Genomic DNA, 20895 nt, shown 5'->3' on the forward strand with positions numbered 1-20895 from the left:
CGTATTATAGCGGCTGACTCCGGCGCTGCAACCCACCCGGCGTGTCGCCGGCTTGTCCCCGCCCTCCAGCAACCCCAGATCCCCCTCATGAAAGTCCTCGGCATCGAAACCAGCTGCGATGAAACCGGCGTGGCCGTCTACGACACCGGCCTGTCCGGCGCGGCCGGGCTGCGCGCGCATGCGGTCTACAGCCAGATCGCCCTGCACGCCGAATACGGCGGCGTGGTGCCGGAACTGGCCAGTCGCGACCACGTGCGCAAGCTGCTGCCGTTGATCCGCCAGACCTTGGCCGAGGCCGGCCTGGCCACCGGCGATCTGGACGGCGTGGCCTACACGGCCGGCCCGGGGCTGGTCGGCGCCCTGCTGGTCGGGGCCGGCGTGGCCCGTTCCCTGGCGTGGGCGCTGGACGTGCCCGCCGTGGCCGTCCACCACATGGAGGGCCACTTGCTGGCGCCGCTGATGGAAGACGACCCGCCCGATGCGCCCTTCGTGGCCCTGCTGGTGTCCGGCGGTCACACCCAGCTGGTGGCGGTGGACGCCATCGGCCGCTACCGCCTGCTGGGCGAAACCCTCGACGACGCGGCCGGCGAAGCCTTCGACAAGACCGCCAAGATGATGGGCCTGCCGTACCCGGGCGGTCCGCAACTGGCCGCCCTGGCGGAAAAGGGCACGCCGGGCCGCTTCAGGTTCGCGCGTCCGATGACCGACCGGCCGGGGCTGGACTTCAGCTTCTCCGGCCTGAAGACGCAGGTGCTGCTGGCCTGGCGCGACAGCGACCAGGCGGAACAGACCCGGGCCGACATCGCGCGCGGGTTCGAGGATGCCGTGGTCGACACGCTGGCCATCAAGTGCGAGCGCGCACTGGACGAAGCCGGCAGCGACGTCATCGTCATCGCCGGCGGTGTCGGCGCCAACAAGCGGCTGCGCGCCAGGCTGCAGGAGATGGCGGCCAAGCGCGGCGGCCGTGCCTGCTTCCCCCGCCCGTCGCTGTGCACTGACAACGGCGCGATGATCGCCTTCGCCGGTGCGTTGCGACTGGAAGCGGGCCAGCACGAGACGGCAGAGGTGAAGGTCACGCCACGCTGGGACATGGCGACGCTGCCGCAGGTGGCGCGGATCGCGGCGCCCTGAGCAGCCGAGTTCCGTTCAGGTTCAAGGCGGTCCGGGTAGGGTGACCGTTCCGCCAACCGACGCACCCTCCTGCGCAATGCAGTCCCCGGGGTGCGCATGAACCGCCTCAAGGGGTAACGGAATGATCGAACACCTGGACGCCCTGCGCGCGCACCTCGCGCCGTATCCTGGGGCCTACGCCCTCATCGCCGCCGGCGCACTCGTCTCGCTGGCCTGGCTGGCGAACTGGCTGACCAAGCGCGTGCTGCTGCGCGGCCTGCGCCGACTGCTTGCCACGCTGCCGGTGGGACAGGGCGACCAGCAGGTACGCCTGCGCGTCATCCCGAGGCTGGCCAACGTCGTCCCCGCCATCGTGCTCGCGGCCGGCGTCGCCTTCGTTCCCGACTTGCCGCCCTTGCTGGTGGCGGTGGTCCGCAACGTGTGCTTCGCCTTCATCATCCTTACGGTCGCGCTGGCCATCGCGGCGGCGCTCGACCTGGCCAACGAGGTCTACCAGCGTCGACCTGATGCCGCCGACAAACCGATCAAGGGCTACCTGCAACTGCTCAAGATCATCGTGTTCATGGTCGCCGCCGTCCTGATGGTGGCCGCGCTGATCGACCGGTCGCCGGTGATCCTGCTGTCCGGCCTGGGCGCGATGATGGCGGTGCTGATCCTGGTGTTCCAGGACACGTTGCTGTCGCTGGTGGCCAGCGTGACGATCAGTTCCAACGACATGGTCCGCGTGGGTGACTGGATCGAAATGCCCAGCCAGCACGCCGATGGTGATGTCGTCGACATTGCCCTGCACACGGTGAAAGTGCAGAACTGGGACAAGACGATCTCGACCATCCCGACCAAGAAGCTGATCGGCGAGTCGTTCAAGAACTGGCGGGGCATGAGCGAGTCCGGCGGCCGGCGCATCAAGCGTGCGCTGCACCTGGACCAGAACAGCGTGCGGTTCCTCGAGGATGCCGAACAGGCGCGCCTGCGCCGCTTCCGCCTGCTGGAGGACTACCTGCGGCACAAGGACGGCGAACTGCGGGCATGGAACACCTCGCTGGCCGCGCGGGGCAGGGAGACCGTCAACCACCGGCGGATCACCAACGTCGGCACGTTCCGCGCGTACGTCGAAGCCTATCTGCGCGCGCACGATGGCATCCACGATGGAATGACGCTGCTCGTCCGCCAGCTGCCGCCGGGCCCGACAGGACTGCCGCTGGAGATCTACTGCTTCACCCGGACAGTGGCGTGGGGCGCATACGAAGGCATCCAATCGGACATCTTCGACCACCTGCTGGCGATCCTCCCGGAGTTCGGGCTGCAGGTGTTCCAGGAGCCGGGCGGTGCCGACCTGCGGCGACTCGATGGCATGCCGCGTGCCGCCATGGGAGTCGCGGGCTGAGCGGGCGCGACGATTGCGCGTACCATTCCCGCACCCGGATCCAGAGCCCCCCATGGACATCGTTTTCATCGAAGACCTGCGCATCGAGACCGTCATCGGCATCTACGACTGGGAGCGCGGCATCCGCCAGACCGTCGCGCTGGACGTGGAGATGGCATTCGACAACCGTGTTCCCGCCGCGAGCGACGACATCGTGCACACGCTGGACTACAAGGCGGTGTCGAAGCGCTTGATCGCCTTCGTCGAAGGGGCGAACTTCGGCTTGGTCGAGACGCTCGCCGAACGATGCGCGGCGATCGTCCGCGAGGAATTCGGGGTGGCATGGGTACGGCTGAAGCTGAGCAAGCCCGGTGCGGTCACCGGCGCGCGCAACGTCGGCGTGCTGATCGAGCGTGGCGTGCGGCCGGACTGAACCATGGGAAAGGCCTATCTCAGCCTCGGCAGCAATGTGGAACCCGAGCGCCACCTGCGGGTGGCGGTGGATGCGCTTCGCGAGCGCTTCGGCGAGGTGGTGCTGTCGCCCGTCTACCGCACGCGCGCGGTCGGCTTCGACGGTACCGACTTCCTCAATGCGGCGGCCATCATCGACAGCGACCTGGATCCGCTGGCGCTGAACGACTGGCTGCACGCGCTGGAAGACGCGCATGGTCGCGACCGCAGCGGTCCGCGCTTCTCCGACCGCACGCTCGACATCGACATCGTGCTCTACGACGACCGGGTGATGCAGGGGCCGGGCAACCTGCGCCTGCCGCGCGATGAGCTGAAGCATGCCTTCGTGCTGCTGCCCCTGGTCGACATCGCACCCGACGTGGTCGAACCGCGCAGCGGCCATACGCTGGCGGCGCTGTGGCGCGGGCATCCCGACCACGACACGCCTCCGCAGGCGGTCCCGTTCCCGTAGCGCGCGCATGGCGCACGCTACGCCACATGCGCGTCAGGCGATGTGCCGGCCGCCGTCGACGTGGATTACCTGGCCGGTGACGTAGCCGGCGGTGTCGCCGAGCAGCCACGCCACGGTACCGGCGATGTCGTCCGGATCTCCGACGCGCGCCAACGGGGTCTGCGCCAGCAGGCGCGACTGTACGTCGGGATCGATCCCGCCATCGGGCCACAGGATGGCGCCGGGCGACACGGCATTCACCCGCACCTCCGGCGCCAGCGATACCGCCAGTCCGCGCGACACCGCCAGCAGCGCGTCCTTCGAGGCCGCGTAGACCGCCAGGTCCGCACGTGGCCTCTCGGCATAGACATCGGCGATGTTGACGATGGCGCCGCGTGCGGCGCGCAGGTGCGGAGCGGCCGCCTGCGCCAGGAAGAAGGGCGCGCGTCCGTTGACCGCGAACAGTTCCTCCCACTGCGCGGGGGTGGTGGCGCCGGCGGGGGTGGGATAGAAGGCGGAGGCATTGTTGACCAGCGCGTCGAGGCGGCCGAAGTGCCCGACGGTCTTGGCCACCAGTTCCGGCAGCCGGTCGAAGACTGCCAGGTCGGCCTGCAGCATCAGCGTGCTGCCCGCGCGTGCCGCTTCCAGGTCTCCGACCAGCGTGCGCATGTCGGAAGACGACCCGCGATAGTGCAGCGCCAGGTCATGGCCCTCGGCGTGGAGGCGACGTGCGATCGCCGCGCCGATGCGGCGTGCGGCACCGGTGATCAGGACGACGCGACGCGCTGTGGACATGGCAGGCTCCGGAAGCAAGGCCCGCATTGTCCCCTGAGTTGCACCGGAATGGCGCATGGCACCGCCAGCAATGTGAGGAGAACGCGGCATCGCCCGGATGCTTGACGGCGTGCGCATCGACCATGCATGTTGCGATGCATTACTCCTCGCCGGATGTGCCGGCGGGGACAGCAGGAAGGCGAATGGACTGGGCGAAGTACCGCACCACGACCTTTGACGAACTGATCCAGGCCGATGGACGGCCGCGACCGGCCGCGCGTCGCCTGGTGGAATACCTGGCCGGCCTGTCCGGCCGCGAGCTCGCCGAACGCCAGCTCGCCGCCGACGTGGTGGCGCGCGTCCAGGGCATCACCTTCACCGTGTATTCCGACGGCCGCAACGTCGACCGCACGCTGCCGTTCGACCTGATCCCGCGCATCATCCCGCTCAGCGAATGGCAGCGGACCGAGGCCGGCCTGATGCAGCGCATGCGCGCGCTGAACCTGTTCATCGGCGACATCTACGGCAAGCAGCAGATCGTCAAGGACAAGGTGTTCCCGGCGATGCTGCTGAAGGATTCGGTGAACTTCCGCGAGCAGTGCGTCGGCATCACCCCGCCGCTGGGCGTGTGGGCGCACATCTGCGGCTCGGACCTGGTGCGCGACGGCGACGGCACGCTGTACGCGCTGGAGGACAACCTGCGCATTCCGTCCGGCGTGAGCTACATGCTGGAGAACCGCATGGTGGCCAAGCGCGTGTTCCCGGAACTGTTCGAGACCAGCTCGATCCTGCCGGTGGACGAGTACCCCAGCCAGCTCTACGACACACTCGCGGCGCTGTCGCCGCGCCCGGGCGATACCCCGGTGATCGCGTTGCTGACGCCCGGCGTGTTCAACAGCGCCTACTTCGAGCACGCGTACCTGGCCCAGGCGATGGGCATCGAGCTGGTCGAAGGCAGCGACCTGTTCGTCGCCGACGACGACTGCACCTACATGCGGACCGTCTACGGGCCCAAGCGCGTGGACGTCATCTACCGGCGCGTGGACGACCTGTTCATCGATCCGGAAGTCTTCCATCCGGATTCCGTGCTCGGCGTACCGGGGCTGATCCGCAGCTGGCGTGCCGGCAAGGTGGCGCTGGCGAACGCACCGGGTGCGGGCGTGGCCGACGACAAGGTCGTCTTCGCCTATGTGCCAAAGATGATCAAGTATTACCTGGACGAGGATCCCATCCTGCCCAACGTGCCCAGCTACCTCTGCCACAACGCGAAGGAGCGGAAGTACGTGCTGGAGAACATCGAGAAGCTCGTGGTGAAGCCGGCCAACGAATCCGGCGGCTACGGCATGCTGATCGGCCCACGCTCGACCAAGCGCCAGCGGGAGAAATTCAAGGCGCTGATCGAGGCCAACCCGCGCAACTACATGGCCCAGCCCACGCTGGCGCTGTCCACCGCGCCGATCGTCACCAAGCAGGGTCCATCGCCTCGCCACATCGACCTGCGTCCGTTCGTGCTCTCGCGCCAGGACACCTATGTCACCACGGGTGGCCTCACCCGCGTGGCGATGGTGAAGGGGTCGCTGGTGGTGAACTCCTCGCAGGGCGGCGGCGCCAAGGACACCTGGGTCGTCGACCTGTCCGACCATGGCGAGGAGGCCGCCTGATGCTGTCGCGCGTCGCGGACGATCTCTACTGGTTCAGCCGCTATGTGCGGCGCGCGGAAAACACCGCGAGGCTGGTCGGCGTGGGCAGCCAGCTGCAGCTCGACATGCCGCGCTCGGTGCGGTTCGCGTGGCGGCCGATGATCGACACGGTCGGCGCGGGCGAGCGCTTCGAGCAGTGCTTTCCCGAGACCGGCGACGCCGCGGGCGATGTCGACGTGATCCGCTTCCTGTTGCTGGACGAGCGCAATCCGTCATCGCTGCGCGTGTCGGTCGACGCGGCGCGCGAGATCCTGCGCAGCATCCGCGACACGCTGCCGCAGGACGTGTGGGAGGCCATCAACGACCTGCACCTCTACATCGCCGCCTACGGGGAACGCAGCCTGAGCCGCCGCTACCGGCTCGATTTCCTGCAGCGCATCGTCGACGGCTGCCTGAAGGTGTCCGGCCTGCTCAGCGCGAATGTCAGCCGCGACATCGGCTACCAGTTCCTGCGGCTGGGCACGGCGCTGGAACAGGCCGACATGACCACGCGCATCATCGATGCCGGCGCATCCGGCCTGGTCACTCCGCGCAACGAAGACGACCGCGAAGCCTTCCAGAACATGCAGTGGATGAGCGTGCTGCGCTCCCTGGCCGGCTACCAGATGTTCCGTCGCCACGTGCGCCAGCGCGTCACCGCCGAACTGGCGCTGCGCTTCCTGCTGCAGAACAACGAATTCCCGCGCAGCGTGCAGTTCTGCCTGGCGCGCGTGCAGAGCGTGCTGCCCACCATGCCGCCACGTCCGGGCGTGGACCGCCACCTCAACCGCGTGCTGGGCATGACGCGCAACGCCGACCCCGCCGTGCTGGCGGAGCGGAACCCCGCTGCGTTCATGGACGAGATCCAGCGGCATCTCGGCGCGTTGCACGACGCCGTCGCCTCCGGCTACTTCCACGGCTGAGCGGCTCTGAGTCGCCGCGTTCGCGCCAGGCGGCCGCGGACACCGCCGCCAGTTTGCTGGCGACGAGCAGTCCCGCCGCGCCGGCGACGATCCGCCAGGCCGGTGGCATCCAGATCACGAGGATCAGCGCGGTGACGCCGGCGCCCAGCAGGAATGCCAGCAGCGCGACGGCCCAGGGTTTCATCGCAGGCTCGCGGCGTCGGCGGACGGTTACTGCTGCTGGCCTTGCGCGTCGCCCGGATCCTGTCGCGACGGTACTCGCCGGGGCGGCATGGCGGGCAGGCCCGGCGGCGGCGCTTCCTGTGCCTGCTGCGGCTCCCATGGAAAGCGCGGCAGGCTGTGCACGGCGGCTTCCAGCTTGCGCGACCAGGTGTCGTGGATCTCGGCGTACAACGGGGTGTCCGCTTCCAGCCGCATCTGCTGGCTGATCCTCAGGTCGCCGTTCCGCACCAGGGCGATGTCCACCGGCATGCCGACCGAGAGGTTGGAGCGGATGGTGGAATCCAGCGACACCATCGCGCAGCGCGCGGCATCTTCCAGCGGCGTTTCGGGGCGGATGATGCGGTCGAGAATGGGTTTGCCGTACTTCGACTCGCCGATCTGCAGGTAAGGGGTTTCCGGCGACGTGGCGATGCAGTTGCCCAGCGGGTACACCATGTACAGGCCGGGACGCTCGCCGGCGATCTGCCCCCCCAGGATCAGCGTGGACTGCACGTTGACGCCGCTCTGCTGCAGTTCGCCGCTCATCTTCACCTGGCTGGCCACCAGCATCTCGCCGACGTATTCCGCCACCTCGTAGAGATGCGAGAACGTGCGCAGGCTGCGCGTGGCGGTGGGATCGTCGATGTCGCGCTGCAGGCGGGACAGCGTGAGCTGCGTGGTCGCCAGGTTGCCGGCCGACATGATGACGAGCACGCGGTCGCCGGGCCATTCGAACACGTGCATCTTGCGGTACACGCGCACGTCGTCGAAGGAAGCGCTGGTGCGGGTATCCGCGGCGAAGACCAGGCCTTCGTTGACTTCGATGCCGACGCAATAGGTCATGGCGTGTCCGTTGCTGCTGTGCATCACGATTCTATGCGCCGTCCCGGGGGTTGGCTAGGGCCACCGTCGCAGTGTTAGACGGCCCGTACAATGGCCGGGATTTCCGCTCCAGGTGCGCCATGCAGGCCGATCTCCCCCTTCCCGACGATGCGGCGCGCGCCCACAGCGAACGCCTTGCTGATTTCATCCGAAACGAGATCGCCGCCGAGGGCGGCAGCATTCCGTTTTCGCGCTTCATGGAGCGCAGCCTGTATGCGCCCGGACTCGGCTACTACAGCGCCGGCAGCACCAAGTTCGGCGAGGCGGGCGATTTCACGACATCGCCCGAGCTGGGTCCTTTGTTCGCGAGCTGCGTCGCGCAGGCCGTGGCCCCGGTGCTGCAGCAGTTGGGTCCCGAAGCCGAGTTCGTTGAAATCGGCGGCGGCAGCGGCGCCTTCGCCGACATCATGCTCAAGCGCTTGCTGGAACTCGATGCGCTGCCGGCGCGCTACGCGATCCTGGAGCCCAGTGCGGACCTGCGCGAGCGCCAGCGCGAACGGCTGCGCCAGCGCCTGATTCCGCCGGTGTTCGAGCTGGTGGAATGGCTGGACGGCCCACCTTCGGCGACGTGGAGCGGCGTGTTGTTCGCCAATGAAGTGATCGATGCCTTGCCGACGCCGCGCTTCACGCTGCGCGATGGCGAAGTGTTCGAAGAGGGCGTGGCGATGGATGGCGAAGGCCGCTTCGTGCGTGCCGATCGCCCGGCCGATGCCCTGCTGTCCGCGGCGGTGCGCCATGTCGAGCGGTACATCGGGCGGCCGTTTCCCGATGGTTATCGCTCCGAGCTGCTGCCGCAGTTGCCCTACTGGATCCAGGCGGTGATGGGTGGCCTGGACCGGGGCGCCATGCTGTTCGCCGACTACGGCTATACGCGGCGCGAGTTCTACCAGCCCGATCGCGACGACGGCACGCTGCGTGCCTACTACCGCCACCGCGTGCACAACGATCCCTACCTGTGGCCCGGGCTGCAGGACATCACCGCCTCGGTCGACTTCACCGCGCTGGCCGAGGCGGGCACGCAGGCCGGGTTCGACCTGGCCGGCTACACCACGCAGGCGAACTTCCTGCTCGGCAATGGGCTGCAGGAGCGCTTGAACGAAGCCGAGGCGCGCGCGGACGAAACCACGCTGCTGCGCCTGCGCAACGAAGCCAAGCGGCTGACGCTCCCCAGCGAGATGGGCGAGCGTTTCCAGGTGATGGGATTCTCCAGCGACGTCGAGTTCGGCACGGCCTTCCTGTTCAACGACCTGAGCTGGCGCCTGTGAGCCGTGTCTTCGCGCTGAAGCCGTTCCATCGCCCGCGGCTGTGGCTTGGGTTTTGGCTGCTGGCCGTCGCCGCCGTGATCGTGTTGTCGCTGGTGAACCTGAGCGGATTGCCGCCGGTGCCGGAAGGCGGCGACAAGGTCGAGCATTTCCTCGCCTACGGCGTGTTGTCGGCGGCGGCGATGCAGTTGTTCGCCACGCGGCGCGGCTGCCTGATCGTGGCGGCGCTGCTGGTCGCCCTGGGCGTCTGCCTGGAGTTCGCACAGGGCACGCTGACCGCCACGCGCATGGCCGACCCGCGCGATGCGCTTGCGAACACGCTGGGTGTGCTGGCCGGACTGGCGACGTTGCCGACGCCCGTGCACCGCCTGCTGCTCACACTGGACGCGCGCCTGCGTCCCGCACGCGTCTAGGAAAAAGAAAAGCCGGGACATGCCCGGCTCTTCCATGCTGCGATGACGGCCGTCAGCGAGGCTGCAGCGTGATGCGGTCCAGCACCCACATCTGCGGGCGCGTGTCGCCGGTGAAGCGCACGCACAGGTCCTGCTTGCCGGTGGTGCCTGCGGGCAGCGGTGCTTCGAGGTCGAGGAAGCCATCCGCGTTCGGCGCGGCCGGCAGCGCGACCGTCGCCAGCGTGTGGCCCTTGCAGCCGCCACCCAGGATTTCCAGTTCGCCCAGCGGCGACTTCGCTGGTTCGAAGGTGCGGTGCGGCTCGTCGTGCGCGAGCTGGAAATAGTAGGGAATGCGGCCCGCACGTACCCTGATCGAGGCGATGCCTTCCAGGTCGGCCTGGTCCCACTGCCAGCACGGATAGAAGATCGTCGCGTTGAAGATCGCGCGCTCGCCATCGGCCGGGCCATCGTCTTCCAGGCGCAGCAGCAGGCGGCCGGCGTCGGGGCAGACCGACATCGCCTCATCGGTGCGGCTCAGCATCGAAGCGGCGCTCAGTTCGAACGTCGACGCCGGCACCAGGGGGCGACCGTCGGCGAAGGCCGCGGCGCGCAGCGTGGCCGGCAGCTTCACCTCGATCGGCGACGCGAAGGTCGGCGACGCCTGCGTGGGTTCGCTGCCGTCGGTGGTGTAGTGCACCGGGTAGTCGAGCGGGTTGGACAGCGTGACCTTCGCAGTGCCTGCCTTGCGGTTGTCCTCGGTGGCGATCAGCGGCTCGAACGGTGTCTTCGCGTAGCCCAGGCCGATGGCGTCGTAGCGCTTCAGTTGCGCGGGCAGCCGGGCGGTGAAGCTGGCGAAATCCTTCTTGGCCGCGGGCGACCAGCCGGTTTCGGCGACCGCGGCGAGGCGGGGGAATGCGTTGTGCTGCAGGCGCGCGAACGTGCGCGTGTGCTCGGTCCACAGGTTTGCCTGCAGTCCGAGGATGTGGTGGCGCTGGCTTTCCTCGAGATCCGGCGGCACCGGCTCGAAGCCGTAGACATCCTGCAGCGTGATCAGCGCGGGGCGTCCGGGCGGTTCGTTCGGCGAGGCGGTCTGCAGATAGTCGAGGTACGTCTTGTTCGACGGCGACATCACCACGTCGTGCCCCTGGCGCGCCGCCTGCAGGCCGCCTTCGATGCCGCGCCACGACATCACCGTCGCTTCCGCCGGCAACTTGGCTTCGAGGATCTCGTCCCAGCCGATCAGGCGCTTGCCGTGCCCGGCGAGGTACTTCTCGAGGCGTTCCACCAGATAGCCCTGCAGGTCCATCTCGGTCTTCGCGCCGACGGCCTGCATCCGAGCTTGCTCACGCGCGGAGGCTTCCCACTGGTCCTTCACCGCTTCGTCGCCGCCGATGTGCACGTAGGTGCCCGGGAACAGGGCGACGACCTCGCCCAGCACGTTCTCGAAGAAGGCGATCGTCGGCTCCTCCACGTTGACGAGGTTGGGGAACACGCCCCATTCGTTCGACGGAACCAGCGGCGTGTCGATGGAACCCAGTTCGGGATAGGCGGCGATCGCCGCGGTCGCATGGCCCGGCACGTTGATCTCCGGCACCACAGTGATGTGGCGCTCGGCGGCGTACTTCACCACGTCGCGGATCTGGTCCTGCGTGTAGAAGCCGCAGTAGGGGCGCGGCTCGCCGGTTTTCGGATCCTTGCCGCCATCGCCGGCGGGAATGCGGCAGCCGCCGATCCCGGTGAGTTTCGGGTACTGCTTGATCTCGATGCGCCAGCCCTGGTCGTCGGTCAGGTGCCAGTGGAGCGTGTTGAGCTTGTGCAGCGCCATCGCGTCGATGATCTTCTTGACGTCGTCGACCTGCTGGAAGTGGCGGGCCGGGTCCAGCATGAAGCCGCGCCAGCCGAATCGCGGTGCGTCCTCGATGTGCAGCACGGGCAGCGTGGCCCCGCCCTTGTCGCCCTGCGTGACCAGTTGCCACAGCGTCACCGCGCCGTAGAACAGGCCGCGTTCGTCGTGCGCCTGCACGATGATGCCGTCGCGCGTCACGTCGAGCGTATAGGCCTCGGGATTGGCCGAGCCAGCGCCGGCCGGCGCTAGCACGAACTGGATCAGGCCCTTGCCTGTGTCCCCGGTAGTGGCCAGTGCCGGCCCGCCCGCCGACTGCAGGTAGGCGGCGAACTGCCGCGCGACGCGCGTCGCCACGTCACCCCTGGCGGACAGGCGCGTGCCCGTGCCGACAGTGAAGCTGCCGGTGCCGGTTTCCATTACCGCCGGTGCGGGAATCAGCGAAGGCGTGATCGGTGCGGCCGCCACCGTCGTCGTGCCGGCGTCGTCACCCGTTCTGGGCGTGCAGGCAGTGAGCGCGAGCAGCATGAAGGCCAATCCGGCCAGGGCGCGATGGGCGATGCGTCGGTTCATCGGAGTCCTCGATAGCGGCGGGCCTAGCATGCCCAAAAAAAAGCGGGCCAGGACGGATCCGGGCCCGCAGAGGGAGAGTGTTCCCTTACATCGTGAGGCTTAGAACTTGAAGCGGAAATTCAGGTAGTACTGACGGCCGTTGCTGTAGAACGCATGCGGCAGGTAGCCCGGTACCGCGTCGTTCTCGGTGTAGTACTTCAGCTTCGGGTTGTTGAGGTTCAGGCCATCGAGGCTGATGGTCAGCCACTCGGTGGCCTTGAAGCCCAGCGACGCCGAGACCGTGGCGAAGTCGTCCTGGTAGAAGTTGTCGGCGCGGCTGACGCCGGCGTAGAACGAACTGCGGTAGCTGTAGTTGATGCGTGCGTTGAAGCGGTCGTTCTCGTACCAGCCCGACAGGTTGTAGGTGTTCTCGGAGGTACCGTTGAGCGGCTTGCCGCCATCGGCCTCGCCATCCACGTAGGTGTAGTTGGCGTTGAAACCGAAGTTGTCGCCGATCGGCTGCTCGTAGGTCAGTTCGACGCCGCGGGCCTTGCCGTTCGAATTGACCGGGATCGACACCAGGTAGTCGCTGTAGACATCCGTGCCGGCCGCCTGGCTGGCCTGCTGGTCCTTGTACTGCACGATCACGTTGCCGAAGTCGACATAACCGTCCAGGTCCATGGAGAACACGCTGGCGGCCAGCAGTGCGCGCGGAGCGAAGTACCACTCCAGCGACGCGTCGAAGTTGGTCGACACCAGCGGGTCGAGGTTCGGATTGCCGCCGCTGCCTTCGTGCGTGAGGTCGTTCAGCGTAAGCGAACCGGCCAGCGCGGAGAAGTCCGGGCGGGTCATGGTCTTGCTGCCCGACACGCGCGCCACCAGGGAGTCGGTCAGTTCGAACTTGAAGTTCACGCTGGGCAGCAGCTCGTTGTAGTCGTTGTTCACCACGACCGGCAGGTAGTCGCCGAACGCCGACCCGGTGATCGCGCCCGGAATGCCCGAGTTGACCGCCAGCGCCTGGTTGTAGTTCACGTCGGTCTGCGTACGCACGTAGCGCAGGCCGGCGTTGCCGCTCCAGCGGTCGCCGCGGAAGTTCAACTGCGCGTACACCGCGTTGATGTCTTCCTTCACGCCGTAGACGTCGGAGAAGTAGAAGCGCTCCGGGTTGTTGCGGTTGGCGAAGCGGGCATTGATCTCCGCCAGCTGGGCGGGCGTGTAGTACCAGATGCCCGACGGCACGTTGCCGCCCACGCCGAAGTCGCCGGGATACGCGCCGCCGGCCGCCGGGTACGCCGCGATGTCGGTCCAGTTGGTGGCCCAGTTGGGACCCTGCGCGAGCGAGAAGTCGTTGCTGCGCTCGTGCGTGGCGTAGCGGTAGCCGAAGTCCAGCGAGGACAGGGTGTCGTTGTCGAAGAAGAACTGGCCGTCCGCCGAGGCCCAGTCTTCCTTGTCCAGCACGTCGATGCCCTGCGCACCGAAGATCCAGCCGCTCTGCGGCAGGTGGTTCGCCGCGGTGTTGGTGCCGCCCAGCGACCAGTCGATCGGATTGCCGACGCCGTTCATGCTCCAGCTCGCGCCGGCGTTGCCAGCGATGCCCGTCTCCAGCACGTCCTGCGTGGGGCTGCTGCCCCGGCCCTTGGTGGAGCCGAGCTGGAAGACGAACTTCAATGCGTCGCTGGCATTCCACTCGGCATCGAGGGCGATGTACTTGGAGGTGGACTCGGCGCCGGGGCGGGAAATCATGTCGTACACGCCGTAGGGTGTAACGGCTGTGCTGGTGGTATCCGGCGCGTACGTGGCGCTGGTCAGCACGCCGTTCTGGATGCTGTAGCTGCTGGGCGCGCGCGCGTTGACGAACTGGCTGGCCCACATCATGTAGTTGCGGTTGTAGTTATCCGCCTTCAGGCGCGAGTAGAAGGCGTTGACGTTCAGCGTCAGGTCGTCAGTGACCTTGGCTTCGATGTTCGCCACACCGCCCTGGCGCTTTCGGACCTGCTCGAACAGCGCGGCGCCGATCAGGTTGGGATACAGCACGCCCACCAGATCCGGATTGCTGGTTGCGACGGGAGTGCGGGTGACGCCGTCCGCCTCGAACTCCGCGATCGTGCCGTAGCCGCCCACGACCTCCTGGCCGTCACGTCGCAGGCTGCGCTGTTCGTTGAACACCTGCACCAGGAAGCCGGCCGTGCCTTCATCGTTGCGCCAGTTCAGCAGCGCATCGAGCTGCGGCTTGGTGTCGCCCGGCAGGTCGGAATGGACCGCACCGATGGAGCCCTGGATCGTCAGCGGTTCGGCGAACTGCAGCGGACGGCGGGTGATGATGTTGACCGAGCCGGCGGTGCCGCCTTCGACCAGCTTCGCTTCGGAGGTCTTGTGCACCACCACGCGGTCGACGATTTCGGACGGATACAGCGAGTAGCTCACGCTGCGGCCGACATTGCCCACCTGGCTCAGCACGAACCAGTCGCCGGTGCCGATGCCGTGTCCGTTGACGAGGGTCTGGGTGAGGCTTGGATTGGTGCCGCGCAGGCTGACGCGGTCGGCTTCGTCGAAGCCGCCTTCGCTGGCGCTGGACGACGCGATGTTGACGCCGGGCAGCTGGCGCAGGGTGTCTGCCACGTTCTTGGCCGGCAGCTTGCCGATGTCTTCGGCGGTGACGACTTCGACGTGCGTGGCGGCGTCGCGCTTGGCATCGAGGGCCTTCTCGATGCTGCCGCGGATGCCGGTGACCACGACGGTGTCCAGGTCGGTCGCGGCCGTGTCGGCCGGTGCGGCCTCCTGCGCGTGGACCTGCATCGAGAACGCGAGCCCGGCGGCGATCGAGGCCGAAAGGATCGAGGTGCGGTACTTCATGATGTCTCTCCCATCATTGTTTTTAGAGTTCCGGCAGCCATCGCTCGCGCTGTTCCGCCGTGCTTGGTACTTCGATGTCGCCTGGCGTTGCACGTATCCCCTGCACCCCGCCCCTTCCTGCTCCGCGCCTGTGCCGGCGCTTTCCTTCATGTGTCTCCGTCGCGATCCAGGTACCACCGGGCCGCGCCGATGACGCCCAGCTGCCCGTGCTCCACCAGCTTCACGGGGATGCGTTCGAGCGCCTCGCGCATCGATCCCTTGTTGAGGAATCGCGCGACGAAACTGCTCTGGATCAGGAATCCGCGGATCTTCGGCAGGATGCCGCCGGCGAGGTACACGCCGCCCTGCACGCCGTACAGCAGCGCCATGTCGCCGACGACGCTGCCGAGCAGGCCGCAGAACACATCGAGGCTTTCGCGCGCCAGCGGGTCGTCGCCCGACAGCGCGGCGGCCGTGACCTGGCCCGGGTGCGTGTAGGCCGAAGGCGCGGCGCCGCGGACGGCGCACAGCGCGGCATGCAGGTTCAACAGGCCGGGGCCGGACAGCGCCTGTTCCACCGGCACGTGCGTGCGGGTCTTCAGCATCTCGGCCAGCAGCGCCATCTCGAGCGCGTTGCCGGCGGTGAGCGCGGCCTGGCCGGCTTCCGTCGCCAGCACCACGGCGCGCGGGCCGACCGGGATCCACACCGCCGCGCCCAAACCGGTGCCCGGGCCGAGGATCAGCGTGGGGCCGCGGGTCGGTGCGATCGCCGGGCCGGTGAGCTGCAGCACCTGGCTGGCGTCCACCTGCGCGGCGGCATGCGCCACGGCTTCGAAATCGTTGACCAGGCGGACGTCGTCGAAGCCGAGCTGCGTGCGCAGTTCCGCCAGCGAAAGGCGCCAGGGCAGGTTGTTGGTGATGACGGTGCCGTCTTCCAGCGCATAGCCGGCGCTGGCGATCACGCCACGGGTCACGCGCCCGTGGTCGAGGCCCAGGTGGTGCAGGAAATCCTCGACGATGTCGCCCAGGCCGGCGTGGTCGGCGCAGGCGTACTTGCGGTACTCCAGCACGTGGACCGGCATCCCGGCGTCGCCGCTGCCGCGCACCAGGCCGATGCGGACATGGGTGCCACCGACGTCCGCCGCGATGAAGGCGTCGTGCGCCCCGCGGCTGGCATCTGTCGGCAATGGATTGGCAATGGCGACCACACGTCTCCCCACATGTTCGCGGCCGGGACCCCGTCATCCCGATATGGCCGGAGTGTGGAAAGTGTTTGACAACGTTGTCAAGACTCTGTCATGAAATAGCCGTCTGGCGGCCGAGGCGATGCATGGAACCAACAACAATGCTCGTATTCATTATTCAATTGAGCGCATTGGTGTCACCAATTGCGGCATGCAAAGGCGGAAAAGCGCTAAGTCCTACAGGACTTTATGTTGCGGCGCACTATGCCGGTGCACTCACGGAAGGAAGGCCAGGTCGCTTGGGGACCTCCAAGTTCCGGGGGGCTGCCTGATGGCTTTGACAACGTTGTTCCCGATGTCGCGCGCAGGCGCGACCTCCCACATCGAGGGGATTGCATGAGTACCGCCGCTGGAACCACCCCGCTCCGTTCGCTCGCCATAGTCGGCGTGCTGTTCTTCATCATCGGGTTCTTCACCTGGATCAACGGCCCGCTGATCACCTTCGTGCAGCTCGCTTTCGATCTGGACGAGGTGAATGCCTTCCTCGTACTGATGGTGTTCTACCTGTCGTACTTCTTCCTCGCGTTGCCTGCCGCGGCGCTGCTCAAGCACACCGGCATGAAGAAAGGCCTCGCCGCCAGCCTGTTCGTGATGGCGATGGGGGCGGCGATGTTCGGCGAGTTCTCCACCCAGCGCTGGTACCCCGGTGCGTTGGCCGGCCTGTTCGTGATCGGCGGCGGCCTGGCGCTGCTGCAGACGGCGGTGAACCCCTACGTCAGCATCCTCGGCCCCATCGAGAGCGCCGCGCAGCGCATCGCACTGATGGGCATCTGCAACAAGATCGCCGGCATGCTGGCGCCGCTCGTGCTCGGGACGCTGGTCCTGCATGGCGTGGGCGACCTGGCCGCACAGGTCGCCACAGCCGATGCGGCCGGCAAGGTGGCGCTGCTGGACGCGTTCGCAGCGAAGATCCACCTGCCGTACCTGGTGATGGCCGGCCTCCTGGTCGTGGTCGCCATCGGCATCCTGTTCTCGTCGCTGCCCGAGGTGAAGCCGTCCGAGGTCAATGCCGCGCCCGCGGCCGATGCCGCCGATGGCGCACGTGGCCTGTCGCGCTTCCCGCACCTGTGGCTGGGCGTGCTCTGCCTGTTCCTCTACGTGGGGGTGGAGGTGTTGGCGGGCGACGCGATCGGCACCTATGGAAGGGGCTTCGGCCTGCCGCTGGACCAGACCAAGCTGTTCACCACCTACACCCTGTTCGCGATGCTGGCCGGTTACCTGGTCGGCCTGGCCGTGATCCCGCGCTTCGTGTCGCAGGCACGCTACCTGGCCATTTCCGCCACGCTGGGCGTGCTGTTCGCCCTCGGTGCGCTGCTGACGCACGGCTATGTGTCGGTCGGCTTCGTCGCTGCACTGGGCTTCGCCAACGCGATGATGTGGCCGGCGATCTTCCCGTTGGCGATCAAGGGGCTGGGCCGGCATACCGAGACCGGATCGGCCCTGCTGATCATGGGCATCGCCGGCGGAGCGATCCTGCCGCAGCTGTTCGCGGTGCTGAAGCAGCACTACGACTTCCAGGTCGTGTTCGCCGGACTGGCCATTCCCGGCTACCTGTACATCCTCTACTACGCACTGGCCGGGCACCGCGTGGGCAGCGCGAAACGGGCGGCGACGGGCGTCCCGGAACGCGGCATCATGGCGGACTCGCCTCCATGACGGAAACGCCCATGCGCCGACCCACCATCAAGGACGTCGCCGAACGCGCGAAGGTCTCGCTGAAGACCGTGTCCCGGGTCATCAACAACGAGCCGTCGGTGCTGCAGGGCACGCGTGCGCGCGTGCTGCACGCCATCGCTGAACTGGACTACGAACCGGACCAGTCCGCGCGCAACCTGCGCAGCGGCACGCCGTTCGTGATCGGTCTGGTCTACGACAACCCCAACCCGTACCACATCATCGGCGTGCAGAACGGCGTGCTGGCCGCCTGCAAGGAGACCGGCTTCGGCCTGCAGATCCATCCGGTGGATTCCACCTCGCCGTTGCTGGCCGAGGAGCTCGTGGAATTCGTCCAGCGTTCGCGCCTGGCCGGATTGGTTCTGACCGCGCCGATGTCCGAACGCGCCGACCTGGTGACGGCATTGGCTGCGCGCGGGGTGAAGCTGGTGCGCATCATCGCCGCGACCGAAGATCCGGAAGACGGCTTGCCCTGCGTCTATGTCGATGACCGCGATGCCGCCTACGAGATCACCGAACACCTGATCCAGCTCGGCCACCAGCGCATCGGCTTCCTGTGGGGCGGACTGGCGCACCGGTCGAGTACCGAACGCTATGCCGGTTACGAGAAAGCGTTGAAGGACTACGGCATCACCCTCGACAAGCATCTCGTCGTGCCGGGCGATTACACCTTCGACGACGGTTTCCGCGGCGCGCGCCGCCTGCTGGCACTGCGCGAACCGCCCACGGCGATCTTCGGTTCCAACGATGAAATTGCGGCCGGCGTGCTGGCGGCGGCGAAGTCGGCCGGCATGAACGTGCCTTACGACCTGTCCATCGCCGGTTTCGAGGACAGCCCGTTCTCCAAGCAGTCGTGGCCGCCGCTGACCACCGCCAAGCAGGCCACGCAGGACATCGCCAAGCAGGCGGCGCGCCTGCTGATCGCCGGCCTGCGTACCGATGCCTATGACGACAACCCCACCCCCGTGCACAACCAGGGCTTCGTGCCGCAGTTGGTGGTGCGGGGCTCCACGGCGCCGGTCCGTCCGCGCGCCGACCGACCCGAACCCCTCTCGCCATGACCGACACGCTACTGCCTGCGCCTTCCGACACCCTGATGCACCAGGAGGCGGCCCAGACCGCCGACATCGTCGCCGACCAGTACGCGCGCAACGCCGCGACGGTGAAGGCGCTGGCGGAAGACCTGCGCCGTAATCCTCCACCGTTCGTGGTGACCTGCGCGCGCGGCAGTTCCGATCATGCGGCGACGTATGCGAAGTATCTGTTCGAGACGCAGCTCGGCGTGGTCACAGCGTCGGCGTCGCCGTCGGTGGGGTCGGTGTACGAAGCGAAGCAGCGACTGGCCGATGCGCTGTACGTGGTGATCTCGCAGTCGGGCAAGAGCCCGGACCTGCTGCGCAACGCGAGCGCGGCCAAGGAGGCCGGCGCACGCGTGGTCGCACTGGTGAACGTGGAAGACTCGCCGCTGGCGCAACTCGCCGACACCGTGCTGCCGCTGCGCGCCGGTCCCGAGCGCAGCGTGGCGGCAACCAAGAGCTACCTGGGTTCGCTCGCGGCGATCCTGCAGCTGGCCGCGTACTGGAAGGACGAGGCGCCGCTGCATGCCGCCGCCGATGCCCTGCCCGACGCGCTGCGTCGCGCGTGGCAGGCGGACTGGTCGCCGCTGACCGATGGATTGGTGGGTGCGCACAACCTGTTCGTGCTGGGACGAGGCCTGGGCCTGGCCGCCGCGCAGGAAGCCGCATTGAAATTCAAGGAAACCTGCGGCCTGCACGCCGAGGCCTACAGTTCGGCGGAAGTGAAGCACGGGCCGATGGCGCTGGTGGGTCCGGGTTTCCCGGTGCTCTGCTTCGCCCAGCCGGACGAAACCGAAGCCGGCACGCTGGCGCTGGCGCAGGAATTCCGCGGCCGCGGTGCGCAGGTGTGGGTGGCGTCGCGCCAGGGCGATCTGCCACTGGTCGAGGCACCGCATCCGGCGTGCGCCCCGTTGCTGACCATCCAGAGCTTCTACCGGGCGATCAATGCGCTCGCGCTGCGTCGCGGCCACAATCCGGATGTGCCGCCGCACCTCAACAAGGTCACGGAAACGGTATGAACGCGACGAGCGCCGCCATTGCCCTCTGCAACGCCCGCGTGCTGACACCGGACGGCTTCGTCGAAGGCCTGGCGGTACTGATGCAGGACGGCCGCATCGCCGACCTGCTCGCGGACGATGCGATCCCGTCAGATGCGGTGCGGCACGATCTTCGCGGCGCGACGTTGCTGCCCGGCTTCATCGATGCGCAGGTCAACGGTGGCGGTGGCGCGCTGTTCAACAACGATACGAGTGTGGAGGCGATCCGCACGATCGCGAAGGCGCACCGTCGCTTCGGCACGACCGGCCTGTTGCCGACCTTGATCAGCGACGATGCCGACGTGATGGCGCGCGCGATCGCGGCGACACGCGACGCCATCGCGCAGGGCGTGCCGGGCGTGCTCGGCATCCACCTGGAGGGCCCGTACATCGCGCCCGCGCGCAAGGGCACGCACGATGCGGCGAAGTTCCGCGTGCCCGGCGCGGACGAAATCGCGATGGCGACGTCGCTCGACAACGGCGTGACCCTGCTGACCCTTGCGCCCGAACAGGTGCCGACCGGCACCATTCGCACCTTGGTGGCGCGCGGTGCGATCGTCGTCGCCGGCCACACGGCGGGCAGCTACGAACAGATCCGCGCCGGCATCGACGCGGGCGTGTCGGGCTTCACCCATCTCTACAATGCGATGTCGCCGTTGCAGGGCCGCGAACCGGGCGCGGTCGGTGCTGCGCTGGAGGACGACGGCTGCTGGTGCGGCGTGATCGTCGATGGCGTGCACGTGCATCCGGCCAGCCTGCGCGTCGCGTTGGCGGCCAAGCCGCGCGGCAAGGTGGTCCTGGTCACCGATGCGATGCCGATGGTCGGTTCGGACGACCCGTCGTTCGATCTGTATGGCGAAACCATCACCGCCGTCGACGGCGTGGTACGCAACGCAGCCGGCGCGTTGGCGGGTTCGGCGCTGGACATGATCACCGCCGTGCGCAACTGCGTGCGGCTGCTCGGCCTGCCGCTGGACGAGGCGGCGCGCATGGCGTCCACCTATCCTGCCGACGTCCTCGGCCTGGGTGGGACGCACGGCCGCATCGCACCCGGCTACCGCGCCGACCTGGTGGCGCTGGACGCCGACCTGCAGATCGTCGGCACGTGGATCGGCGGCGCCTGATCCCG

The 20895-nt window shown here is 67.8% G+C and carries 17 protein-coding genes; 12 read left to right on the forward strand and 5 right to left on the reverse strand.

Going from position 1 to position 20895, the window contains the following annotated elements; all coding sequences use genetic code 11:
- The first annotated feature begins 87 nt into the window (after window positions 1–87).
- The 4 genes from tsaD to folK all read left to right on the forward strand — a co-directional run bounded on the left by tsaD (window position 88) and on the right by folK (window position 3416).
- Complete coding sequence (gene tsaD, locus ACSQ19_RS08120; RefSeq protein WP_299345116.1) at window positions 88–1131, forward strand: tRNA (adenosine(37)-N6)-threonylcarbamoyltransferase complex transferase subunit TsaD; 1044 nt, start codon at window positions 88–90, stop codon at window positions 1129–1131.
- 121 nt (window positions 1132–1252) lie between these two features.
- The gene (locus ACSQ19_RS08125) at window positions 1253–2515 is read left to right on the forward strand and encodes a mechanosensitive ion channel family protein (protein ID WP_435996153.1); all 1263 of its coding nucleotides are present in this window, start codon (window positions 1253–1255) and stop codon (window positions 2513–2515) included.
- Window positions 2516–2567: 52 nt separating this feature from the next.
- Window positions 2568–2927 carry a dihydroneopterin aldolase gene (gene folB / locus ACSQ19_RS08130; RefSeq protein WP_435996155.1) on the forward strand — a complete coding sequence of 120 codons (360 nt, stop codon included), beginning with the start codon at window positions 2568–2570 and terminating at the stop codon, window positions 2925–2927.
- Between the two features lie 3 nt (window positions 2928–2930).
- Window positions 2931–3416 (forward strand): 2-amino-4-hydroxy-6-hydroxymethyldihydropteridine diphosphokinase, encoded by a 486-nt coding sequence (gene folK, locus ACSQ19_RS08135; RefSeq protein ID WP_296281354.1) that lies wholly within the window; start codon window positions 2931–2933, stop codon window positions 3414–3416.
- A gap of 33 nt (window positions 3417–3449) precedes the next feature.
- Here the strand turns inward: folK and ACSQ19_RS08140 are convergent, their stop codons facing one another.
- Window positions 3450–4190 (reverse strand): pteridine reductase, encoded by a 741-nt coding sequence (locus ACSQ19_RS08140; RefSeq protein ID WP_435996158.1) that lies wholly within the window; start codon window positions 4188–4190, stop codon window positions 3450–3452.
- Between the two features lie 182 nt (window positions 4191–4372).
- On the opposite strand from ACSQ19_RS08140, the gene ACSQ19_RS08145 reads away from it, so the two are divergent.
- Together ACSQ19_RS08145 and ACSQ19_RS08150 are read left to right on the forward strand one after the other, a co-directional pair.
- Window positions 4373–5830, forward strand: a complete 1458-nt coding sequence (locus ACSQ19_RS08145) for a circularly permuted type 2 ATP-grasp protein (protein ID WP_435996160.1) — start codon at window positions 4373–4375, stop codon at window positions 5828–5830.
- Window positions 5830–6771 carry an alpha-E domain-containing protein gene (locus ACSQ19_RS08150; protein WP_296281357.1) on the forward strand — a complete coding sequence of 314 codons (942 nt, stop codon included), beginning with the start codon at window positions 5830–5832 and terminating at the stop codon, window positions 6769–6771. The genes ACSQ19_RS08145 and ACSQ19_RS08150 overlap by 1 nt, the downstream gene beginning before the upstream one ends.
- A gap of 210 nt (window positions 6772–6981) precedes the next feature.
- On the opposite strand, the gene ACSQ19_RS08155 is transcribed toward ACSQ19_RS08150, so the two are convergent.
- Window positions 6982–7815: a 20S proteasome subunit A/B gene (locus ACSQ19_RS08155; RefSeq protein ID WP_296281415.1), complete on the reverse strand. Its 834-nt coding sequence runs from the start codon at window positions 7813–7815 to the stop codon at window positions 6982–6984.
- Window positions 7816–7934: 119 nt separating this feature from the next.
- Here ACSQ19_RS08155 and ACSQ19_RS08160 point away from each other — a divergent pair, with 119 nt between their 5' ends.
- Together ACSQ19_RS08160 and ACSQ19_RS08165 are read left to right on the forward strand one after the other, a co-directional pair.
- On the forward strand, window positions 7935–9119 hold the full coding sequence (locus ACSQ19_RS08160) for a class I SAM-dependent methyltransferase (RefSeq protein WP_299345135.1): 1185 nt from the start codon (window positions 7935–7937) through the stop codon (window positions 9117–9119).
- A complete protein-coding gene (locus ACSQ19_RS08165) occupies window positions 9107–9529 on the forward strand; it encodes a VanZ family protein (RefSeq protein ID WP_296281416.1) in 423 nt (140 codons plus the stop codon). The genes ACSQ19_RS08160 and ACSQ19_RS08165 overlap by 13 nt, the downstream gene beginning before the upstream one ends.
- A gap of 52 nt (window positions 9530–9581) precedes the next feature.
- On the opposite strand, the gene ACSQ19_RS08170 is transcribed toward ACSQ19_RS08165, so the two are convergent.
- The 3 genes from ACSQ19_RS08170 to ACSQ19_RS08180 form a co-directional block, all read right to left on the reverse strand.
- A complete protein-coding gene (locus tag ACSQ19_RS08170) occupies window positions 9582–11924 on the reverse strand; it encodes a beta-N-acetylhexosaminidase (protein ID WP_435996163.1) in 2343 nt (780 codons plus the stop codon).
- Window positions 11925–12023: 99 nt separating this feature from the next.
- A complete protein-coding gene (locus ACSQ19_RS08175; RefSeq protein WP_435996165.1) occupies window positions 12024–14756 on the reverse strand; it encodes a TonB-dependent receptor in 2733 nt (910 codons plus the stop codon).
- Between the two features lie 146 nt (window positions 14757–14902).
- Complete coding sequence (locus ACSQ19_RS08180) at window positions 14903–15943, reverse strand: glucokinase family protein (RefSeq protein ID WP_435996167.1); 1041 nt, start codon at window positions 15941–15943, stop codon at window positions 14903–14905.
- Window positions 15944–16315: 372 nt separating this feature from the next.
- On the opposite strand from ACSQ19_RS08180, the gene ACSQ19_RS08185 reads away from it, so the two are divergent.
- From ACSQ19_RS08185 to nagA, 4 genes are read left to right on the forward strand one after another with little or no spacing between them, the layout of a single operon-like run.
- The gene (locus ACSQ19_RS08185) at window positions 16316–17635 is read left to right on the forward strand and encodes a sugar MFS transporter (RefSeq protein ID WP_435996169.1); all 1320 of its coding nucleotides are present in this window, start codon (window positions 16316–16318) and stop codon (window positions 17633–17635) included.
- A gap of 11 nt (window positions 17636–17646) precedes the next feature.
- A complete protein-coding gene (locus ACSQ19_RS08190) occupies window positions 17647–18714 on the forward strand; it encodes a LacI family DNA-binding transcriptional regulator (protein ID WP_296281363.1) in 1068 nt (355 codons plus the stop codon).
- Entirely contained in the window at window positions 18711–19748 is a 1038-nt protein-coding gene (locus ACSQ19_RS08195; RefSeq protein ID WP_435996172.1) for an SIS domain-containing protein, read from the forward strand. Before ACSQ19_RS08190 ends, ACSQ19_RS08195 begins: the two co-directional genes overlap by 4 nt.
- Window positions 19745–20890 (forward strand): N-acetylglucosamine-6-phosphate deacetylase, encoded by a 1146-nt coding sequence (gene nagA, locus ACSQ19_RS08200; protein ID WP_435996174.1) that lies wholly within the window; start codon window positions 19745–19747, stop codon window positions 20888–20890. The genes ACSQ19_RS08195 and nagA overlap by 4 nt, the downstream gene beginning before the upstream one ends.
- Window positions 20891–20895 lie beyond the last annotated feature (5 nt).

Origin of the sequence: Pseudoxanthomonas sp. LjRoot127, from assembly GCF_964253495.1 — a bacterium.
Classification (GTDB): Bacteria; Pseudomonadota; Gammaproteobacteria; order Xanthomonadales; family Xanthomonadaceae; genus Pseudoxanthomonas_A.